Origin of the sequence: Streptomyces sp. NBC_01476 (assembly GCF_036227265.1) — a bacterium.
GTDB lineage: Bacteria > Actinomycetota > Actinomycetes > Streptomycetales > Streptomycetaceae > Actinacidiphila.
The window spans coordinates 4,547,501-4,567,283 of sequence record NZ_CP109446.1 but is presented as its reverse complement, the minus strand read 5'-3'; the positions used below and the strand labels follow the sequence as shown (position 1 = coordinate 4,567,283).

The 19,783-nt window shown below is 70.0% G+C and carries 13 protein-coding genes and 2 rRNA genes (1 of these 15 only partly in view); 7 read left to right on the top strand and 8 right to left on the bottom strand.

Annotation, left to right across the window (positions count from 1 at the left end):
* Window positions 1–3: 3 nt before the first annotated feature.
* The 6 genes from OG552_RS19895 (at window position 4) to OG552_RS19870 (ending at window position 8,751) form a co-directional block, all read left to right on the top strand.
* The gene (locus OG552_RS19895; protein ID WP_443070980.1) at window positions 4–1,320 is read left to right on the top strand and encodes a hypothetical protein; all 1,317 of its coding nucleotides are present in this window, start codon (window positions 4–6) and stop codon (window positions 1,318–1,320) included.
* Entirely contained in the window at window positions 1,317–2,861 is a 1,545-nt protein-coding gene (locus OG552_RS19890; RefSeq protein ID WP_329134792.1) for an SCO6880 family protein, read from the top strand. Before OG552_RS19895 ends, OG552_RS19890 begins: the two co-directional genes overlap by 4 nt.
* A 27-nt stretch (window positions 2,862–2,888) precedes the next feature.
* Window positions 2,889–4,316 carry an ATP-binding protein gene (locus OG552_RS19885; RefSeq protein WP_329134791.1) on the top strand — a complete coding sequence of 476 codons (1,428 nt, stop codon included), beginning with the start codon at window positions 2,889–2,891 and terminating at the stop codon, window positions 4,314–4,316.
* A 34-nt stretch (window positions 4,317–4,350) separates the two neighbouring features.
* Window positions 4,351–5,943, top strand: a complete 1,593-nt coding sequence (locus OG552_RS19880; RefSeq protein ID WP_329134789.1) for a type IV secretory system conjugative DNA transfer family protein — start codon at window positions 4,351–4,353, stop codon at window positions 5,941–5,943.
* Window positions 5,944–6,121: 178 nt separating this feature from the next.
* A complete protein-coding gene (locus OG552_RS19875; RefSeq protein WP_329134787.1) occupies window positions 6,122–7,630 on the top strand; it encodes a hypothetical protein in 1,509 nt (502 codons plus the stop codon).
* Complete coding sequence (locus tag OG552_RS19870; protein WP_329134784.1) at window positions 7,627–8,751, top strand: ARPP-2 domain-containing protein; 1,125 nt, start codon at window positions 7,627–7,629, stop codon at window positions 8,749–8,751. The genes OG552_RS19875 and OG552_RS19870 overlap by 4 nt, the downstream gene beginning before the upstream one ends.
* Before the next feature lie 6 nt (window positions 8,752–8,757).
* On the opposite strand, the gene OG552_RS19865 is transcribed toward OG552_RS19870, so the two are convergent.
* From OG552_RS19865 to OG552_RS19845, 5 genes are all read right to left on the bottom strand, one after another.
* The gene (locus OG552_RS19865; protein WP_329134782.1) at window positions 8,758–10,437 is read right to left on the bottom strand and encodes a cytochrome c biogenesis protein DipZ; all 1,680 of its coding nucleotides are present in this window, start codon (window positions 10,435–10,437) and stop codon (window positions 8,758–8,760) included.
* Window positions 10,438–10,628: 191 nt separating this feature from the next.
* Window positions 10,629–11,666: a LacI family DNA-binding transcriptional regulator gene (locus OG552_RS19860; protein WP_329134780.1), complete on the bottom strand. Its 1,038-nt coding sequence runs from the start codon at window positions 11,664–11,666 to the stop codon at window positions 10,629–10,631.
* A gap of 216 nt (window positions 11,667–11,882) precedes the next feature.
* Complete coding sequence (locus tag OG552_RS19855; RefSeq protein WP_329134778.1) at window positions 11,883–13,532, bottom strand: extracellular solute-binding protein; 1,650 nt, start codon at window positions 13,530–13,532, stop codon at window positions 11,883–11,885.
* A gap of 32 nt (window positions 13,533–13,564) precedes the next feature.
* Window positions 13,565–14,491 carry a carbohydrate ABC transporter permease gene (locus OG552_RS19850; protein ID WP_329134776.1) on the bottom strand — a complete coding sequence of 309 codons (927 nt, stop codon included), beginning with the start codon at window positions 14,489–14,491 and terminating at the stop codon, window positions 13,565–13,567.
* Entirely contained in the window at window positions 14,488–15,342 is an 855-nt protein-coding gene (locus tag OG552_RS19845; protein ID WP_329140951.1) for an ABC transporter permease, read from the bottom strand. The genes OG552_RS19850 and OG552_RS19845 overlap by 4 nt, the downstream gene beginning before the upstream one ends.
* A 377-nt stretch (window positions 15,343–15,719) precedes the next feature.
* Between OG552_RS19845 and OG552_RS19840 the strand changes: the two genes are divergently transcribed.
* A complete protein-coding gene (locus OG552_RS19840) occupies window positions 15,720–16,712 on the top strand; it encodes a hydroxyacid dehydrogenase (RefSeq protein ID WP_329134774.1) in 993 nt (330 codons plus the stop codon).
* 109 nt (window positions 16,713–16,821) lie between these two features.
* Here OG552_RS19840 and OG552_RS19835 read toward each other — a convergent pair whose 3' ends face one another.
* From OG552_RS19835 to OG552_RS19825, 3 genes are all read right to left on the bottom strand, one after another.
* The gene (locus OG552_RS19835) at window positions 16,822–17,346 is read right to left on the bottom strand and encodes a GNAT family N-acetyltransferase (protein WP_329134772.1); all 525 of its coding nucleotides are present in this window, start codon (window positions 17,344–17,346) and stop codon (window positions 16,822–16,824) included.
* Window positions 17,347–17,415: 69 nt separating this feature from the next.
* Window positions 17,416–17,532 (bottom strand): 5S ribosomal RNA (rrf, locus tag OG552_RS19830).
* Window positions 17,533–17,625: 93 nt separating this feature from the next.
* A 23S ribosomal RNA gene (locus tag OG552_RS19825) occupies window positions 17,626–19,783 on the bottom strand; it runs 984 nt beyond the window's last position.

Here is a 19,783-nt window from a genome sequence, read left to right as displayed (position 1 = left end):
ACCGTGGCCTCGGTGCTGGCGACCGCCCAGACGACCGCCGTACTGCTGGCCACACGCGTCCTGGCCGCTCCGGGCGACCCGACGACAGTCCCTCGCCCCTCCGCGACCGGTACCGACCCGTGCGACCTCATCCGCGGTCCCGCCAAGGACTACTGCACCAAAGGCGACCCCGGCGCCCCCGCGAAGACGACGAATCCGGTGGATTCGCTCGACCCCCTCACCTCCCTCGGCAAAGGCTGCGCCGACGCCGCCTCGTGGACGATCGACAAGCTCTCCGGCGCCGTGACGAAGACCACACAGGTGGACTTCACGAACACCTCGTTCCTGCGGCAGTACGCCGTCGTGTTCGCCGCCTCCACGATCCTGACGCTCGTGCTGTGGCTGCTGGCCGTGGCCAAGCGGGCCGTGCGCGGGGTGCCGCTCACCGAGGCGCTGACCGAGGCGGTGGGCTTCCTGTGGCTGACCGTGCTCGCCTCCGCCTTCACCCCGCTGATCCTCTACACCGTGGTGTCGGCCACCGACGCCGTCACCGACGTGATTTCCTCGGGCACCAAGTCCAACACCGACGTGTTCTTCGGCTCGTTCTCCGGCGCCCTGACGAAGGGCACCGACATCGGCGGCGGCCCGATCATGCTGATCCTGGTCTCGCTGGTGTCCGTGGTCGCCGCCGGAGTGCTCTGGCTGGAACTGGTCATCCGGGCCGCCCTGCTCTACGTCGGCGCGCTGCTGGGGACCGCGGTGTACGCCGGCCTGGTGGACAAGAACATGTGGCACAACGTGCGCCGCTGGGCCGGGATCATGATCGCCGTGATCATGGTGAAGCCGGTGATCGTGATCGTGCTGGGCCTGGCCGGCGCGCTGTCGTCCAGCAACGGCGGCCCGGACGCGTTCTCCGCGGTGGTGTCCGGTCTTGCCATCATCCTGCTGGCGATCTTCGCGAGCTTCATGATCTACCGGTTCGTCCCCGGCTTCGGCGACGACGTGGTCAATCTGCGCAACAGCCGCAAGTCGGCCGGCGGCCAGAGCGGCGCCGCAGCGGTGATCTCCTCCCCCGCCGCGCTGGTGAAGCAGGGCATCAAGACGCACAGCGCGCGCGGCGGCCCGCAGGAGCAGGCCCAGGGCGGCGGCCAGCCGGCCAACCCGATGTCCGGCGGCATGGCCGCGCACAGCAACCGGGGCGGCGGCGGAGGCGGCCAGAGCGCGAGCCCGCCGCCCGGCAATCCGCTCAGCGGCTCCCCGTTCCGATCGTCCCCCGGCGCCAACCGGGGCCAGGCACCAGGCTCGAACAACGGCACTTCGCAGGGAGGTGATCGCCGGTGACGACCCAGCCCTTCACCCAGCCACGACGCACGTATCTGATCGGCAAAGCCCGGCCGAACGCGATCGTGGGCAAGAACCGGGAAACCGGTGAGATCGCGCTGATCATCGTGGGCGCCGGCCTCGGCATGATGTTCGGCCTGCTCGTGCCGGTACTCCTGCTGCGCATCGTCGGCCTGGTCGGCTTCCCCACGCTGGCCCTGGCCGCGGTGTACATGCCGTATCGGCGGCGTACCTTCTACCGCTGGTTCGAGATCAACCGCACCTTCCGCCGTACGCTGCGCACCACCCCCACCTACCGGTCCGCGGTCCAGGAGGCCGGGGTCGGACTCGACGGACGCGAGGTGGAGATCGGGCCGCCGCCGGGGATCGGGCGGATCACCTGGCTCGCCGCGCCGTTCGGGCCGGACGAGATCGCGGTGCTGCTGCACGTGGACCGGCGCACGGTCACCGCGGCCATCGAGATCGAGGGGCCCGGCGTCGGGCTGCGGGACAGCGAGGACCAGGAGGCGCTGGTCGAGCGGTTCGGCACCCTGCTCAAGCACGTGGCCAACGGCGACGGCTTCGTGACCCGGCTCCAGATGCTGGCCCGTACGCTGCCCGCCGACCCGGACGCGCACGCCAAGGACGTCGCCCAGCGCGGCGACCCGGAAGCGGACCGCTGGCTCAAGGACTCCTACGAGCAGCTGCAGTCGATGGTCTCGACCTCCTCCGAGCAGCACCGCGCGTATCTCGTGGCCTGCATGCACTTCACCCGCGAACTGGCCGCCGAGGGCAACGCGATGGCCCGCGCCACCTCGGTGCGCGGCCACAAGGTGGACAAGGACGCCGGGCTCGCCGCGGTGATGGCCCGTGAGCTCAACGACATCTGCGCCCGGCTCGCCGAGGCCGACATCCGGGTGCGGCAGCCGCTGGGCCAGGCCCGGCTGGCGTCGCTGGTGCACTCGATGTACGACCCGGATCACCCCATAGACCACATCCAGGCGATGACCCGGCGCAATGCCTGGCCGGCCGAGCTGGACGCCACCGACCCGACGTTCCTGCAGGCCAAGACGCGCGAGTCGTCGACCCGGGCGCCCTGGCACCACGCCACCGCATGGGTCAAGGAGTGGCCGATGACACCGGTCGGTGTGAACTTCCTGGCCCCGCTGCTGGTGCACACCCCCGATGTGATCCGTACGGTCGCGGTGACCATGGACCTCGAACCCACCGACGTGGCGATCGAACGGATGCTGACCGAGAAGACCAACGACGACGCCGAGGCCAGCCGGGCCGCGAAGATGAACCGGGTGGTCGACCCGCGGGACGTCGCCCACCACGGCCGGATCGACCAGCGCGGTGAGGACCTCGCCAGTGGCGCCGCCGGCGTCAACCTGGTCGGCTACATCACGGTCTCCTCGCGCTCCCCGGAAGCGCTGGCGCGCGACAAGCGCACCATTCGTGCTTCCGCCGGTAAGTCGTATCTGAAGCTTGAATGGTGCGATCGTGAGCACCACCGGGCATTCGTTAATACGTTGCCGTTCGCGACCGGCATCCGCCGCTAGCCCGCCCGTACGAGGAGGCCACTGCCCATGCCAACGCTGGACCCTCTGGCGGCCATCACCGATGCGTTCACCGGCTTCCTCTTCGGCCGGGTGGAGACGACCCGGCTGCCCGTCCGCACCTCGACCGGCCAGGCGCAGGCGGTCTACCTGCCGACCGCCGCGCCGGGCCTGGGTGACTCCGGTGTGATCATCGGCCGCGAGGTGTACTCCGGCAAGGGCTACATCTACGACCCCTTCCAGCTCTACGGCCAGCAGCTGCCCGCCCCGCACTGGCTGGTGCTCGGCGAGTCCGGCAACGGCAAGTCGGCGCTGGAGAAGACGTACGTCCTGCGGCAGCTGCGGTTCCGCGACCGGCAGGTGGTGGTCCTGGACGCGCAGGGCGAGGACGGCGTCGGCGAGTGGAACCTGATCGCCAAGGCGCTCGGCCTGACCCCGATCCGGCTCGACCCGACGGCCGCGCTCAACGGCGGCATCAAGCTCAACCCGCTGGACCCGGCGATCACCGTCACCGGCCAGCTGGCGCTGCTGCGCACCATCATCGAGGTCGCGATGGGCCGCGGCCTGGACGAGCGGTCCGGTTTCGCGCTGAAGGTCGCGCACGCCTTCGTGGTCGAGACGGTGACGGACCGCCAGCCGATCCTCACCGACATCGTGGAGCGGCTGCGGCACCCGCAGCCGGAGTCCGCCGAGGCGATGAACGTCGACCTGGACGACGTCCGGGCCTGGGGCCTGGATGTGGCGCTGGTGCTGGACCGGCTGGTCGACGGCGACCTGCGCGGCATGTTCGACGGGCCCACGAGCGTCGACATCGACCTGGACTCGCCGCTGATCGTCTTCGACCTCTCGCACATCGACCGCAACTCGATCGCGATGCCGATCCTGATGGCGATCGTCGGCGTGTGGCTGGAACACACCTGGATCCGCCCGGACCGGAAGAAACGCATCTTCCTGGTCGAGGAGGCCTGGCACATCATCAACTCGCCGTTCGTGGCGCAGCTCTTCCAGCGGCTGCTGAAGTTCGGCCGCCGGCTCGGCCTGTCGTTCGTCGCCGTCGTCCACCACCTGTCCGACGTGGTCGACGGAGCCGCCGCCAAGGAGGCCGCGGCGATCCTCAAGATGGCCTCCACCCGGACCATCTACGCGCAGAAAGCCGACGAGGCCCGCGCCACCGGAAAAGTGCTGGGCCTGCCACGGTGGGCGGTGGAGATCATCCCGACGCTCACCCCGGGTATCGCGGTGTGGGACGTCAACGGCAACGTCCAGGTGGTCAAGCACCTGATCACCGAGACCGAACGGCCGCTGGTGTTCACCGACCGCGCGATGACCGAGACCTCACTGGAGCACGCGGCGGACCTGGAGGCCGAGGCGGAAGCGGAGGCCGAGGCCCGCGCCGAGGCGCACGCGGCGGCCCAGGTCGCGCTCGCCAAACAAATGGCAGACGACGCGGTGGCGTGAGCGGGGACCGCCCAAGAGCACAGACGGGGACGAGATGGCGCAGCGCAAGAAAGGGTCCTCGGGCGGCCTGCCGGACGGTCTGATCGTCGGCATCATCGGCTTCCTGCTCGGGGTGACCGTGCTGGTGTGGACGGCCACCGGCATCGCCGGAGTGCTCTCGCACGGCGGCTGGCCGGACCAGGCGCACTTCACCCGCACCCCGCAGGCGATGCGGTCGCTGATCAGCGAGCCGCACGACGTGGCGGCGGCCTGGCCACAGACGCCGCCGGGGCAATTGCCCGGCTCCGGGCTGTTCTGGGGCGTGTTCATCGGGCAGTTCATGGTGCTCTTCGTGCTGGCCGTGTGGGTGCTCAACGTGGTGGCGCGGCTGCGGTCGCGCGACGAGCGGGGGGTGCGCCGGGCGCCGGAGCCGGTGGAGGAGGCGCCGCTGCCCGAGCCGCGCCGGGCCGCGGGCCGCCCGGCGCCGGCGAAGGACGGCGACGGCCTGGACGCCTGGTTCCGTACGGTGCCGCGGGCCGCGCCCTTCATCGCCGACGACACCCCCACCGCGGTGCTCTCCGAACCCGCGCCGCGCCCCGCGCCGGCCGCCGAGCACCTGGCCGACGGGGAGGTCACCCGCACCTACGCGCTCTTCGCCGCGCCCCGCGGCGACAAGGCGAAGCGCATCACCCAGCCCGCCGTGCTGGCCGCCGCGGGACCGGTCGTCGTCACCACCGCGGACCCGGACACGTACCACCAGACGGTCGGCAACCGCGCGAAACTCGGTCCGGTGCACGTCTACGACCCGGCGCATCTGCTGGATGTCCCGGGGCGGCTGCGGTGGGCCCCGCACGGGGGCTGCGAGCGGCCAGGGACCGCGCGGATACGCGCTGCTGCGCTGCTCGCCCCGCTGCGGACCGAGCGCGCGGACGAAGCGATCGTGCACGAGACCGCGGCGACACTGCTGCGCTGTCTGCTGCACGCGGCGGCCGTCGACGGGCAGCCCTTCCGCCAGGTCCAGCGGTGGGCGGCGGGCGGCGCGTCCGCAGGGGAGCCGGTACGGATCCTGCGCACCGACACCGCGGCGGCGTCCGGCTGGAGCGGCGAGCTGGAGTCGGTGCTGCACGCGTACCCCGAACGCCGGGACGCCGCCCAGGCGTTGATCCGGCATCTGCTGGAGCCGCTGAACTCGGTGCACATCCGCGACGCCTGCAATCCGGCCAGGACCGGTGGCCTCGACCTGGAGTCGTTCACCTCGGAACGGGGAACGCTGTACGTAGTGGGCGAGCGGATCGAAGACCCCAGATCCCACCCGGGTGCGATGCCCCTGCTCACCGCACTCCTCTCCAGCGTGGTCGAGCACGGCCGGTGCATCGCCGCAGGGTCATCCGCCGGCCGGCTCGACCCACCACTGACCTTCGTGCTGGACGACGTGGCGGCGCTGGCCCCGGTGCCTTCGCTCCCCGACCTGCTCGCCGAGGGCCACGCCGCGGGCCTGCCCACCCTCGCTGTCCTCCGCTCCCCCGAACAGGCCCTGGCCCGGTGGCAGTTGCCGCTCTGGCAGCACGCGGACATCCGTCTGGCGCTGGGGGACGAGACCGCCGGCACCCTCCCGCCGTCCGTCCCGGACGCGGTCCGCATCCGCTGAGCTCACCAGCACGCAGGCGTACGAGCGGGCGGGCGCACGGGCGCACGGGCTCGCCGACCCACAAGCGGGCGGGCGGACCGGCCCGGAAAACCGGGGGATGCGGCGTGGCCGCCCCTGTTACGGTGCGGGAACCGGCCGCGGGACTCCGGTGCGACTTCCGGAACCTGCCTCTACAGCAATGATTCGCAGCTCGCGCCCTCACACCCCGGCCGGCCTTTCATACGATCCGGCGCCCGCACCGCCGGCGCACCGCAGCAGGGGGGAACACGCCGTGTCCGAAGGGCTGGTCGCCGCCGAGGACGTGCTGCTCTTCGTCAACGCGGCCATCACCTCCACCGGGCAGCGGGAGTTCCACAGCGACGCGGACGAGCAGCGGATGTCGCTCGGCTTCCTGCACGCCTATCTGCTGGGCAACTACCGGGCGTTGTACGCGGCGACGCTCGCCCTCGACATCAACGACCACAACGCCGCCCTGATCGTCCGCCACCTGCTGGAGACGGCCGGCGACGCCGGGCCGGAACAGCGCCGGGTCGAGGGCGCGTTGATCGCCCGGCGGCTCGAACTGCTGCCGCCGCAGCGGGTGTACGGGCTCTTCGCCGCGCTGCGCCGCGCCAGGGTCAACAACCGGCGGACCCGGGCCATCATGCGGGACTGGCTGGCCGGGCGGCCCGATCCGGCCTTCGACGCGGTCAAGTACCGCAGCGGCCTGAAGAGCGCCCTCCGCCATGCCCATCTGCCGCCCCGCACCGATGAGTTGGGGCCCTTTCTCTTCGCGCCCCGCTCCCGGGCCCGGTACGGCACCCCGCTGCTGGAGACCTGGCGCCGCGCGCACTACGAACAAGCGGCGCTCTACGAGCTGCCCTACACCGTCGCCGAGGGCTTCGCGGCCCGGCACGGCATCGCCCGGGACACCTTCCTGGCGCGGATCGCTCCCCGGCTGACCGCGCTGGAGCGGCTGCGGCTGCAGGAGTCGGGCGGCGCGGCGGTACGGACCGACCTGGGGCGGATGCCGCTGACCCGGCTGGCTTCCTATGTGCTCGGGCTGCCGCTCGACCAGCGGGCCGCCCGGCGGGCCGAGCTGACCGGGGCGCTGCGCGGTGCCGCCCGGCGGACGGCCGGTGCGGCGGCGGGGAGCTGGGGGCGGGTGACGGCGGTGCTCGACGACTCGTTCTCCGCGTACGCCTCGGGCAGCAAGCGCCGCCGCCCGCTGGCTGTCGCGCTGGCCGCGCATTTCCTGCTGGAGGCGCTGGCCGGCACCTACACCGCCCACTGGACCTCCGGCCGCCGGGACGCGCTGCTCGCCCACCCCTACGGCCCCACCCCGCTCGGTTCCCGGCTGCTGGACGCGCTGGAGACCGGCCCCGAGCGGCTGCTGATCGTCTCCGACGGCTGGGACAACGCCCCGCCGGGTCTGGCCGCCGAGGTGCTGCGGGTCTGGCGCGCCCGGATCGACCCGCACGCCCGCACCGCGATCGTGCACCTCAACCCGGTCTACGACGCGGGGGACTTCGACGTGCGCCGGCTCTCCCCGACCGTCCCCACCGCCGGTATCCGCGACGCGGAGGACCTGCCGTCCCTGGTCGAACTGGCCGCCTTCGCCAGCGGCCGCACCGGCCTGCCCGAACTGCGGGCGCACCTGGACGCGCGGATCGCCGCGTTCCTGACCCCGCGGGAGGCATCCCGGTGACCGGCACCCTCCGCCTCGACCTGGCCGGCCTGGAGACCCGCCCCGCCCAGGTCTGGGGCGGCGTCCGCCTCGTCCCGCTGGTCCGCCCCGAACCCCTGCCGGGCCTGCGGCTGCACGCCCGGCTGTACGGCGAGGGCCACGGCGTGGTCCACGACGGCCGGACGTCGTACCGCTCCTACATCCCGCACGGCTTCGTCGCCGACTGGGGTACGGGACCGGTCGCCGCCTACGGCACCCAGGTCGCCGAGACCGAGCCGTCCGCCTGCGTACCCGTGCGCGTCCACCGCCGGATGGTCAGCCGCGAGGCCAAGCGGCGGCTGCGGTTCCTGCCGCTGCACCTCGCGCTGGAGGGCTACTTGAGCCTGCACTTCGGCGGCCCGCCGATCGCCTGGGCCGAGTGGTCGCAGCGTGCCCTGCGCAACGGCCTGTCCCCGCGTGCCGAGGAGGCGTACTCCGGCGCGGCCGTCCGCGGACTCGGCGACGCCCTGCGGGTGTTCGAGATCCACCCGGGTCAGTGCGGTGTCCTGGTGTACGCGGCCGACGCGCTCGCCGCCGCCTTCGCCGTACCCCACCCGGACGACTACCGGGCCCTGCACACCAGCCTGCTGCTCGACCTCTACGGCGAACTCATCCACCACTACGCCCTGTTGAGCGGCCCGGTGCCGGACTTCACGCCCCGCCTCGGCCCGGTGAACAGCATGGCCGCGCTGCGCGCCGCCGTCGCCCGCGAGGAGCGGGCCTGGCGGGACTTCCACGACGACACCATGGCGGCGGGCCTGCTCGGCCACGACTGCACTGCGCGAACCGCGTACAGCATGGGCGAGTTCACCCTGCACCGGTTCCTGCCGGTCTTCCGCCCGCGTGCGGAGAACCACATCGGCGAGGCGATCACCGGGCCCGGCGGCCGGATCGCGTACCTCAAGACGTTCCGGCTCTCCGAGACGCAGGTCCGCCGCGGCCACCTGCTCTCGCGGCTGGCCGCCCGGGACTGGCACCTCCGGGCGGCGGCAGCCGATCTCGGGCTCACCGAGGGGCAGTTGGCGCTGCGGCTGGAGTCCGCTGGCTTCGGCCACCTGCTCCGCCAGGACGTCCTGGACGGCTTCCGGGCCGGGAACCGCTGAGCCGGCTCATCCGAAGGTGAAGGAGTAGGCGCTCAGGCCCGGCGAGAAGGTCAGCTTCAGGACACCGTGCTGTTCGGCCGCCCCGCCCACCACCGTATAGATGTCCGGCGCCCCGGCGATGGTGAAGGTCTTCGTCTTCCCGGCGAAGGTCGCGGTGACCTCGCCGGTGCCGCCGACGTCCAGATAGACGTCGTCCGCCGCGAAGTTCAGCTCCATCGTCGCCCCCGGGCCCGACGTCAGGTCCTCGTCCGCGACCACCCAGGAACCGCCGAGCGCGAACTCGTCCGGCGGGACCGAGGCGGGCAGTGTGAAGGAGCGGGCACCGGAGTCCAGCGGCCCGTTGGCGATGCCCTGGGCCCGCTGGGCACCGAGGTACGTCTCCGGCGTCTGGTCCGGGTCGGTCGGGGTCCGGTCCGGCACATCCGTCGTCTCGGGCAGGTCGGCCCCCGGACGGGCCGCGGTCAGCAACTGCCGGATCAGCGACTCGTCCCCGCCGTAGTCGCCCTCGCCGATGGCCACATGCCGTACCTCACCGGTCGAGTCGATCAGATAGGACGCCGGCCAGGAGTCGTTCCCGAAGGCGTTCCAGGTGGCGTAGTCGTTGTCGAGCGCCACCGGATAGGTGATGTGCAGCCGGGCCGCACCGGCCTTCACATTGGCCGGCACATGCTCGAAGGCGTACTCAGGGGTGTGCACGCCGATCACCACGAGGCCCGCGTCCCGGTAGGCGCGGTACCAGGCTTCGGTGTGCGCGATGGCCCGCTGGCAGTTGATGCAGGAGTACGCCCAGAAGTCGATCAGCACCACCTTGCCCCGCAGATCGGCCTGGGTCAGCGGCTTGTCACCGGGGGTGTCGAACCACTGCTGGATCCCGGTGACGGCCGGCGCCTTCCCGCAGTCGAGCAGCGTCGCGGACATCGTGTTGGCGCAGGTCGCGAGGGCCGCGCTCTGCTGCGGACCGAGCCCCTTGATCGCCCCGGCCTTGTCCAGCGCCTGGTTGATCCTGGCGGTGTAGTCCGGGACCGCCCGCTGGATCGCGTCGGTGACATTGAAGGTGAGCGCCACCGCCAGCGCGATGACGACCAGACCCGCCACGAACCGCACCGACCGCTGCCGTTCCCGGAACGCCCGCACCCGGTCCGCGACCCCGCGCCCGGCCAGCGCGAAGAAGAGCAGCGGCGCCGCGGTCCCGACGGCGAACGCGCAGGTCAGCGCGATCGTCTTGGCCCCGATCGCGTGGGTCGCGCCCGCCACCGTGATCGCGGCGAGCACCGGCCCGGCGCACGGCACGTACACCGCCCCCAGCGCCAGCCCCAGCACGAAACCGCCGTGCCCGCCGCCGACCTGCCGCCGCCCCAGATAGGAGAAGGGCCGCTCCAGCAGGTCCTGGATCCGCGGGAACATCATCGCGACGCCCAGCACGGTCAGCACCACCAGCCCCGCCCACCGGATGGTGTCCGACGGCAGCGGCAGCGCGCTGAGCACCAGCGTGCCCAGGAGAGTGAACACGGCGAAGCTGAGCGCCAGTCCGGCCACCACGAGATACGGCCGCCGGCTGCTCCCGGACTTCGCGGCGGCAGGCCCCGCACCCCCGCTGAGGAAGACCACCGGCAGCACCGGCAGCACGCACGGCGAGATACCGGTGATGAACCCGCCGACCAGACCGATCAGCACCAGGGTGACCACGACGACCTCCGGAAACGGCCGGCCGCCACTGTCCAGGCGCGGGGCGGATCCGGTTTCCCCCGTACGCTAACCCCGCCGCCTGTGCGCAGCGCCGTCCGGCGGCGGCGGTCACCGATCCGTAAGATCCCCTGGGCCTTTTCTTGGGCCGCGGTTGGTGCGGCCGTGGCGCGGAAGCGGCCCCGCGCCACGTGTCAGCCCTGGCGCGGCCGGCCCACCGACTCCCGCAGCACGATGTGCGTCCCCAGCAGATGCCGCTGCTGGGCGCTGCTGCGCGGCCCCTCACCCGCCGCTTCGGCGAGCGCCAGGCGGACCGACTCGCGGCCCAGTTCGTACGCGGGGATGTTCACCGTTGTCAGCGGCGGGTTCAGGTCCTGGGCGAGACCGTCGTTGTTGTAGCCGACGACGGAGATGTCCGCGGGTGTGCGCAGCCCCTGCTCGCGCATCGCGGCCATCGCGCCCGCCGCCGCCTGGTCGTCGCCCGCGAAGACCGCGGTGAAGGCGGGCCGGCCGCCGCACTCGTCGAGGATCTGCCGCATCGCCGCGTAACCGTGGGCGCGGCCCAGGCCCTGCCCCGCTGTCCGCTCGGCCGCCGGGCCCAGGCCGTGGTCGGCGAGCGCCCGGCGGTAACCGGCGATCCGCGGCTCGACCGTGGAGTGCCCCGGCATCATCCCGAGGTAGAGGATGTCCCGGTGCCCGGCCGCCAGCAGATGACTCACCACCGCGTACGCGCCGGCCTCGTTGTCGTACTCGACCACCAGCACCGGCATGTCCGGGCTCGGCGCGGGCCGCCCGCACAGCACCAGGCGGGACCCGGCCGCCGCCAGCCCGTGCGCGTACTCCGTCAGCCGGGCCCGGTACCGCTCGTCCTCGACCGCCCCGCCGACCAGCACCACGAACTCGCTGCGCTGCTCGCGCATCATCTGCACCAGCGCCAGTTCACGCGCCTCGTCCCCGCCGTGGCTGCACACCATGCACAGCCGGCCGCGCGCCGCCGCCTCCTGCTCCACGCCCTGGGCGACGCCGGCGTAGAAGGCGCTGTCCACCGAACTCACGATCACCGCGACCGTCTTGGGCCCGGTCCCGGCCAGCGCCCGGGCCCGGCCGTCGATCACGTAGTCGAGGTCCTTCACCGCCCGCAGCACCTTGGCGCGGGCCGCCGCCGAGGTCGGGTAGTTGCCGGCCAGCACCCGGGAGACGGTGGCCACCGAGACGCCCGCCCGGCCGGCCACGTCGCGGATGGTGACCCGGCCACGGTGCGCGGAGCGGGCGGGGGGACCGACCGTGTCATGCCCTGGTGAAGTATCCGCCATCCCCGCCCGTCCGAAGGTCCGTTGCGCGACGCGCGCCGCCCGCGCCGCCGCCCAGCGTACTGGCCCCAGATCCGGCGGCGGCCGGTGCTGCGCCGCCGATGCGCCCGCCCGTCAGCGGCCGGTCCAGCGGCCCTGTCAGTGGTTCGACGCGTAGTCCTCGGCGTACTCCGCCGCGATCCGGTCGAGGCCCTGGCCGCGCATCTTCTTCAGCGCGTCGTCCCACGCGCTCATCGGCTTGTGACCGGAGACGACCGCCCCGATCGCGTCGGTCCTGATCGTGTCGATGGCCGCGCCGACCCGGCTCTGGGCGTCCGACTGGAGACCGAACCGCGGGTTGCGCACCAGCATCGGCGCGACCTTCGTCTGCCAGGCGTGGTTGCGCCTGACGTCGTCCGGCCGGCCCGGCAGATAGAGCACCTGTGGCGCGTCGCACAGGTACTTCACGGGGAAGTTGACGTTGCTCTCGGACAGACCGCGCTTGGTCGGAATCGGGTCCCCGGCGGCGTTCCGGGTGAAGTGCGTGCCCTCCACACCGAAGTGGTTGAGCTCGTACTCCTTGGTGCCGAACGGCGCCGCCAGATAGTCGAGCACCCGCAGGATCAGCTTGATCCGGTCCGGGGTGGTCTTCTTCAGCGCGGTGTAGCCCCACGCGCCCTTGGCCCGCTGCATCCCGGGCTTCGCACCGTTGGACGGGGTGTACGGGACCGCCGCGTCCAGCACGAACGCGTTGTCGATGCTCGGGACGCTGGTGGACAGCGCACCGAAACCGTCCGGCATCGAGGCGACCGTCCCGTTGTAGAAGAAGGTCTTGCAGTCCACCGTCGAAGTGCCCAGCACATTCGGCTCGAAGAGACCCGCCTGCCGCAGCCGCGCCATGTACTCCAGGCCCGCCCGGTACTCGTCGGTGGTGTACGCGCTGACGAACTCCCCGCCGTCCACCTTCCACTCCTGCGGCGCCCCGAAGGCCATCGTGTGCACGTCGTGCCCGAAGAGCAGCGGCGCCGACGAACCGAGCCCGTACTTCTTCCCGTGCGTGGCCGCCTTCGCCACCGCCAGGAAGTCGTCGGCACTCCAGCCGTCCTTCATCCCCGACGCGGTGAACACGTCGTTGTTGATCCACAGGCAGTTCCCCGGCGCCGACCGCTGCACCGGGACGCCGTACAGCCGCCCGCGGATACGGCCCATGTCCTGCCACACATAGGCCGGCAGATTGGCCAGATTCGGGTACGCCTTGATCGCGTCACCGCTGATGTACGACGACAGGTCCGCGCACTTCGCGGCGACGAACTCCGCCTCACGCGGCAGCGTGTGGCCGCCACCGAAGTTGATCACGTCCGGCAGGTCGTTGCCCGCCATCATCGTGGCCATCTTCGTCATGTAGTCGGAGTCGGGTACGACCGTGTACTCGAGGGTCACCCCGAGCGCCTCGTTGATCGCCGCCCAGAACTTGTTCTGCCCCGGCGACCCCGGCGGAGTGCCGTAGGTGATCGTCATGACCTTGATCGTCTGGCCGCTGCCCGGCTTCTCGTGCACCGCGTCGGCCAGCTGCTGCGGATACTTCAGATACCCCGGCTGAATGCCGTCGGCGGTGCCCGGCAGATCCGGCGCAGGGCCGGCGAACGGCAGATACGCCGGCCACGGGGTCAGCGACTTCCCGGCGTTGCTCACACTGTGCCCGCCGCCCGACGTCGAGCAGGCGGTCAGCAGAGTCGGTGCGGCCAGAGCGGCGCCACCTGCGGCGATCGAGCGCAGCAGGGTACGCCGCGAGAACGACGAGGTACTCACGGTGGTCCTTTCCCGAGGTCAGGAGTGGGGGGTCAGCTCTTGATGGCGCCGGTGAGCACGCCCTTGGTGAAGTACTTCTGCAGGAAGGGGTAGACGGCGAGGATCGGCACCGTGGCCACCACCAGCACCGCCATCTGGATCGTCTGCGGCGCCGCGACCTGGCTCGCGTCACCGGCCCCGGTGTCCGCCAGCTGCGCGCCGCCGATCACATACGTCCGCAGCACCTGCTGGAGCGGCCAGTGCCCGGACTCCAGATAGATCGACGCGTAGAACCAGGCGTTCCAGTACGAGACCGCGTAGAAGAGCCCGACCACCGCCAACGCGGCCTTGGACAGCGGCAGTACGACCCTGCGCAGGATCAGCCACTCGCCCGCGCCGTCCAGCCGGGCCGCCTCGTACAGCTCCGCGGGCACCGACTGGAAGAAGCCGCGCAGCACCACCAGATTGAAGACGTTGATCAGCACCGGCGCGATCAGCGAGGCGTAACTGTCCAGCATGTGCAGGCCCTTGACCAGCAGGAAAGCCGGAATCATGCCGGGCGGGAAGAGGAAGGTGAACAGGATCAGCAGCAGCACCGGCTTGCCGCCGAACAGATCCGGCCGGCTCAGCGCGTACGCCAGACCGATCGTGCACGCCAGACTCACCGCGGTGCCGATCACGGTGACCCCGGCGCTCACCCACAGCGCGTGCCCGACGATGCCGCCCTGGAAGATCTCCCGGTACGCGCGGAGCGTCGGGTGCTCCGGCCACAGCACCCAGCCGCCGCCCGCCACCACGTCCTTGTTCGACGACAGCGACGTCGACACGATGATCAGGAACGGCACCAGCACGATCAGCACCACCACCGCGAGCGCCACCGCCTTCGCGCCCTGCGTGACCGGCTTCGGCTTCTCCTTCCAGGCCGGACGGGACGCCCTGGCCGGCACCGTCGCCGCAGTCGCCGTGGTCGCCGCGCTCATCGGTAGACCCCCTGCTCGCCGAGCCGGTGCGCCACCTTGTTGGCGGCGAAGACCAGGAGGGCGCCGATGACGCCCTTGAAGAGGCCGGCCGCCGCGGCATAACCGAAGTCGCCGCCGACCAGGCCCTTGTAGTAGACGAAGGTGTCGATGATCTCGGCCGCGTCCGGGCCGACCGACGCCCGCTGCAGCAGCATCTGCTCAAAGCCGACCGACAGGATGTCGCCCAGCCGCATGATCAGCAGCAGCACGATGATCGGCCGGATCGCCGGCAGCGTGACATGCCAGAACCGCCGCCACGGACCGGCGCCGTCGATCGCCGCCGCCTCGTAACTCTGCTCGTCGACCTGGGCGAGGGCGGCGAGGAAGACGATCGTGCCCCAGCCGGAGTCCTTCCAGATCACCTGCGCCACCACCAGCGGCTTGAAGGCGGTGGGATTGCCGATGATGTCCACCGTGTGCAGATGGGCGTCGCCGAGCAGCGAGTTCATCAGCCCGGTCTCCCCCAGCACCTGCTGGAAGACCGCCACCACGATCACCCACGACAGGAAGTGCGGCAGATACGCCACCGACTGCACGAAGCCGCGGACCGCGTCCCGGGTCAGGCTGTGCAGCAGGACGGCCAGACCGATCGGCACCGGGAAGAAGAAGACCAGCTGCAGCAGCGCTATCCACAGGGTGTTGAGAACCGCGTGCCAGAAGTCCGGATCGGCCAGCATCACACGGAAGTTGTCGACGCCGTTCCACTGGCTGGCCCACAGCCCGTCGAAAGGCACGTAGTCCTTGAACGCGATCACGTTCCCGGCCAGCGCGCCGTAGTGGAAGAGCAGGAAGTACGCCACGCCGGGCGCCATCAGCGCCAGCAGCACCAGGTCCCTGCGCAGCCTCCTGCGCCGGGAGCCGCGGCTCACCGGTGGTCGTGCGACAGGCGCGCCGGCCGCGTCCGCGCGGCCGGTGGCGTCCCGTTCGGCAATCGCCATCGCGTCCTCCTCGACGCTCAAGGTGGCACGGAACCTAAACCGGTTACTACGACGGGTCAACCCCTCGCGCATCAGCAGAAGCGGACACAACACCGCTGACAGGGCGGTTCGTTGACGACCGACGAGGTCAGGCTTAATCTCCACGGGTTCAGGGAAGTAACCGATTACCCGCCGGTCAGTCGGCTCACCCGCCCCGCGCGGCGGCCGGCGCCCACACCGGCGGACACGTCGCGGACACGTGAGGGGCAGACATGGCGGACCGGCCGAACCTGGCACTGGCGATGCGCCCGGACATTCTGGACCTGGTCCTCCCGGCCCCGCTGCGCGCCCGGCTCGACAGCCTGGCCGACGTCCGGCCGGGACCGCCGGTCACCGACTGGTCCACCGCCGACCTCGCCACCACCGACCTGCTGCTCACCGGCTGGGGCTGCCCGGTCATGGACACCGCCTTCCTGGACCGCGCCCCCCGGCTCGCCGCCGCCGTCCACGCCGCCGGCACCGTCAAAGGCCACATCAGGCCCGAGGTCTGGCAGCGCGGCATCGCGGTCTCCTCGGCCGCCGACGCCAACGCCGTCCCGGTCGTCGAATACACCCTCGCCACCATCTGGCTGGCCGCCCGCCGCACCCTGGGCGCCGCGGCCGGCTACCGCACCGGCCGCTACCCCGGCTACCGCGAACGGCAGGGCGCGGACGGCGCCGTGGTCGGCGTCATCGGCGCCTCCCGGATCGGCCGCGGCGTCATCGCCCGCCTGCTCACCACCCCGGCCGGCTTCCGCATCCTGCTCGCCGACCCCTACGTCACCGCTGCCGAAGCCGCCGCGCTCGGCGCGGAACAGGTCGACCCCGACGAACTCTGCCGCCGCTCCGACATCGTCACCATCCACGCCCCCGACCTGCCCGAGACCCGCCACCTCCTGGACGCCCGCCGGCTGCGGCTGCTCCGGGACGGCGCCGCGGTGATCAACACCGCCCGCGGCCGCCTCATCGACACCCAGGCGCTCACCGCCGCGTGCGCCGCCGGCCGTATCGACGCCTACCTCGATGTCACCGACCCCGAACCCCTCCCCCCGGACCACCCCCTCCGTGCCCTCCCCAACGTCCTGCTCACCCCGCACATCGCCGGCTGCCAGGGCACGGAGGTGCAACGCCTCGGCGCGTACGCGGTGGACGAGGTGGAGCGGTGGATCAAGGGGGAACCGCTGCTGGGCGCGGTGCGGGCGGAGGAACTGGACCGGATCGCGTAAAGGGGCGGTGCGGTCGCGTGCGGTCGCGTGCGGGACCGCGACCGGCGGGCACCGGGTCCTGGCAGTTCGCGTCCTCGCCGTCTGCTGAGCCTTGAACGGACCGGGGCGGCTACTCCGGCTTCCGGAGCAGCACCATCTCGTACTCGGTCGATACGTTGTCGAGCGGGGACACCATCGTCTCCCCGGTACGTACGAAGCCGCGCCGGCAGTAGAACGCCTCGGCCCGCGGATTTTTCTCATGCACCCAGAGGTGCAGCCGGTCGGCCCGCTCCCAACTCCAGGCAACGGCGGCCTCGAAGAGCTCGTCGGCAAGCCCGGTGCCACGGGCCTCGGGCCGCAGATAGACGGCGTTGATACTCAGGTAGTCGTCCCGTTCGATCACCACCACGGCCATCCCGGCCCACTCCGCGTCCGGATCCCCAGCGGCTACCGCCACGAATTGCTGGGCCCCGACACCGGAAGCCCGACGCCGCCAGTGCTCATCGCTCAGCGCCGCCTCCTCGGCGTAGCTCCGGGCGAAGGCCACCGAAGCCACCGGGTCCTGGAGCGACGCGAGCCGGAGGTCCCGGCTCCGCTCCCACTCGGCCGGCGCCGCCGGCCGCACCTCGTAACGCGTCACCTCGTCATTCGCCACGGTTCGACCGTACAACGCAAAAAAAGCCCGGGCCCCCGATTAAATCGGGGGCCCGGGCTTCTAATAATTGTTCGGCGGTGTCCTACTCTCCCACAGGGTCCCCCCTGCAGTACCATCGGCGCTGAAAGGCTTAGCTTCCGGGTTCGGAATGTAACCGGGCGTTTCCCTAACGCTATGACCACCGAAACACCATGAAACACACACCAACCCACCCCGAAAACCCAGGGGCAGGGATTGGTGGCTGGTTGTTTCAGAACCACACAGTGGACGCGAGCACACATGGACAAGCCCTCGGCCTATTAGTACCGGTCAGCTCCACCCCTCACAGGGCTTCCACATCCGGCCTATCAACCCAGTCGTCTCCTGGGAGCCTTACCCCATCACGTGGGTGGGAGCCCTCATCTCGAAGCAGGCTTCCCGCTTAGATGCTTTCAGCGGTTATCCCTCCCGAACGTAGCCAACCAGCCATGCCCTTGGCAGAACAACTGGCACACCAGAGGTCCGTCCGTCCCGGTCCTCTCGTACTAGGGACAGCCCTTCTCAAGACTCCAACGCGCGCAGCGGATAGGGACCGAACTGTCTCACGACGTTCTAAACCCAGCTCGCGTACCGCTTTAATGGGCGAACAGCCCAACCCTTGGGACCGACTCCAGCCCCAGGATGCGACGAGCCGACATCGAGGTGCCAAACCATCCCGTCGATATGGACTCTTGGGGAAGATCAGCCTGTTATCCCCGGGGTACCTTTTATCCGTTGAGCGACGGCGCTTCCACAAGCCACCGCCGGATCACTAGTCCCTACTTTCGTACCTGCTCGACCCGTCAGTCTCACAGTCAAGCTCCCTTGTGCACTTACACTCAACACCTGATTGCCAACCAGGCTGAGGGAACCTTTGGGCGCCTCCGTTACCCTTTAGGAGGCAACCGCCCCAGTTAAACTACCCACCAGACACTGTCCCTGATCCGGATCACGGACCGAGGTTAGACATCCAGCACGACCAGAGTGGTATTTCAACGACGACTCCCCAATGGCTGGCGCCACTGGTTCACAGTCTCCCACCTATCCTACACAAGCCGAACCGAACACCAATATCAAGCTATAGTAAAGGTCCCGGGGTCTTTCCGTCCTGCTGCGCGAAACGAGCATCTTTACTCGTAGTGCAATTTCACCGGGCCTATGGTTGAGACAGTCGAGAAGTCGTTACGCCATTCGTGCAGGTCGGAACTTACCCGACAAGGAATTTCGCTACCTTAGGATGGTTATAGTTACCACCGCCGTTTACTGGCGCTTAAGTTCTCAGCCTCGCCACACCAAAGCATGACTAACCGGTCCCCTTAACGTTCCAGCACCGGGCAGGCGTCAGTCCGTATACATCGCCTTACGGCTTCGCACGGACCTGTGTTTTTAGTAAACAGTCGCTTCTCGCTGGTCTCTGCGGCCACCCCCAGCTCAAGGAGTAAATCCCATCACCAGGAATGGCCCCCCTTCTCCCGAAGTTACGGGGGCATTTTGCCGAGTTCCTTAACCATAGTTCACCCGAACGCCTCGGTATTCTCTACCAGACCACCTGAGTCGGTTTAGGGTACGGGCCGCCATGAAACTCGCTAGAGGCTTTTCTCGACAGCATAGGATCATCCACTTCACCACAATCGGCTCGGCATCAGGTCTCAGACTTCATGTGCGACGGATTTACCTACCGCACGCCCTACACCCTTACCCCGGGACAACCACCGCCCGGGCTGGACTACCTTCCTGCGTCACCCCATCGCTTACCTACTACCCCATCGGATCAGCGGCTCCACCACTCCCCATCACTCCGAAGAGATCAAAGGCGGCTTCACGGCCTTAGCATCAGAAGATTCAGTACTGGGCGTTCCAAAGCGGGTACCGGAATATCAACCGGTTGTCCATCGACTACGCCTGTCGGCCTCGCCTTAGGTCCCGACTTACCCTGGGCAGATCAGCTTGACCCAGGAACCCTTAGTCAATCGGCGCAAGAGTTTCCCACTCTTGTATCGCTACTCATGCCTGCATTCTCACTCGTGAACCGTCCACCACTGCCTTCCGGCGCAGCTTCACCCGGCACACGACGCTCCCCTACCCATCACAACGGGCGTTAACCCTTCACGCTGCAATGACACGACTTCGGCGGTACGCTTGAGCCCCGCTACATTGTCGGCGCGGAATCACTTGACCAGTGAGCTATTACGCACTCTTTCAAGGATGGCTGCTTCTAAGCCAACCTCCTGGTTGTCTCTGCGACTCCACATCCTTTCCCACTTAGCGTACGCTTAGGGGCCTTAGTCGATGCTCTGGGCTGTTTCCCTCTCGACCATGGAGCTTATCCCCCACAGTCTCACTGCCGCGCTCTCACTTACCGGCATTCGGAGTTTGGCTAAGGTCAGTAACCCGGTAGGGCCCATCGCCTATCCAGTGC

Bases quoted from the DNA above. Each gene is read 5' to 3' on its own strand.
- OG552_RS19885 (WP_329134791.1), top strand. From the start codon at position 2,889: ATGCCAACGCTGGACCCTCTGGCGGCCATCACCGATGCGTTCACCGGC.
- OG552_RS19880 (WP_329134789.1), top strand. From the start codon at position 4,351: ATGGCGCAGCGCAAGAAAGGGTCCTCGGGCGGCCTGCCGGACGGTCTG.
- OG552_RS19875 (WP_329134787.1), top strand. From the start codon at position 6,122: ATGATTCGCAGCTCGCGCCCTCACACCCCGGCCGGCCTTTCATACGAT.
- OG552_RS19845 (WP_329140951.1), bottom strand. From the start codon at position 15,342: ATGGCGCCCGGCGTGGCGTACTTCCTGCTCTTCCACTACGGCGCGCTG.
- OG552_RS19850 (WP_329134776.1), bottom strand. From the start codon at position 14,491: ATGAGCGCGGCGACCACGGCGACTGCGGCGACGGTGCCGGCCAGGGCG.
- OG552_RS19840 (WP_329134774.1), top strand. From the start codon at position 15,720: ATGGCGGACCGGCCGAACCTGGCACTGGCGATGCGCCCGGACATTCTG.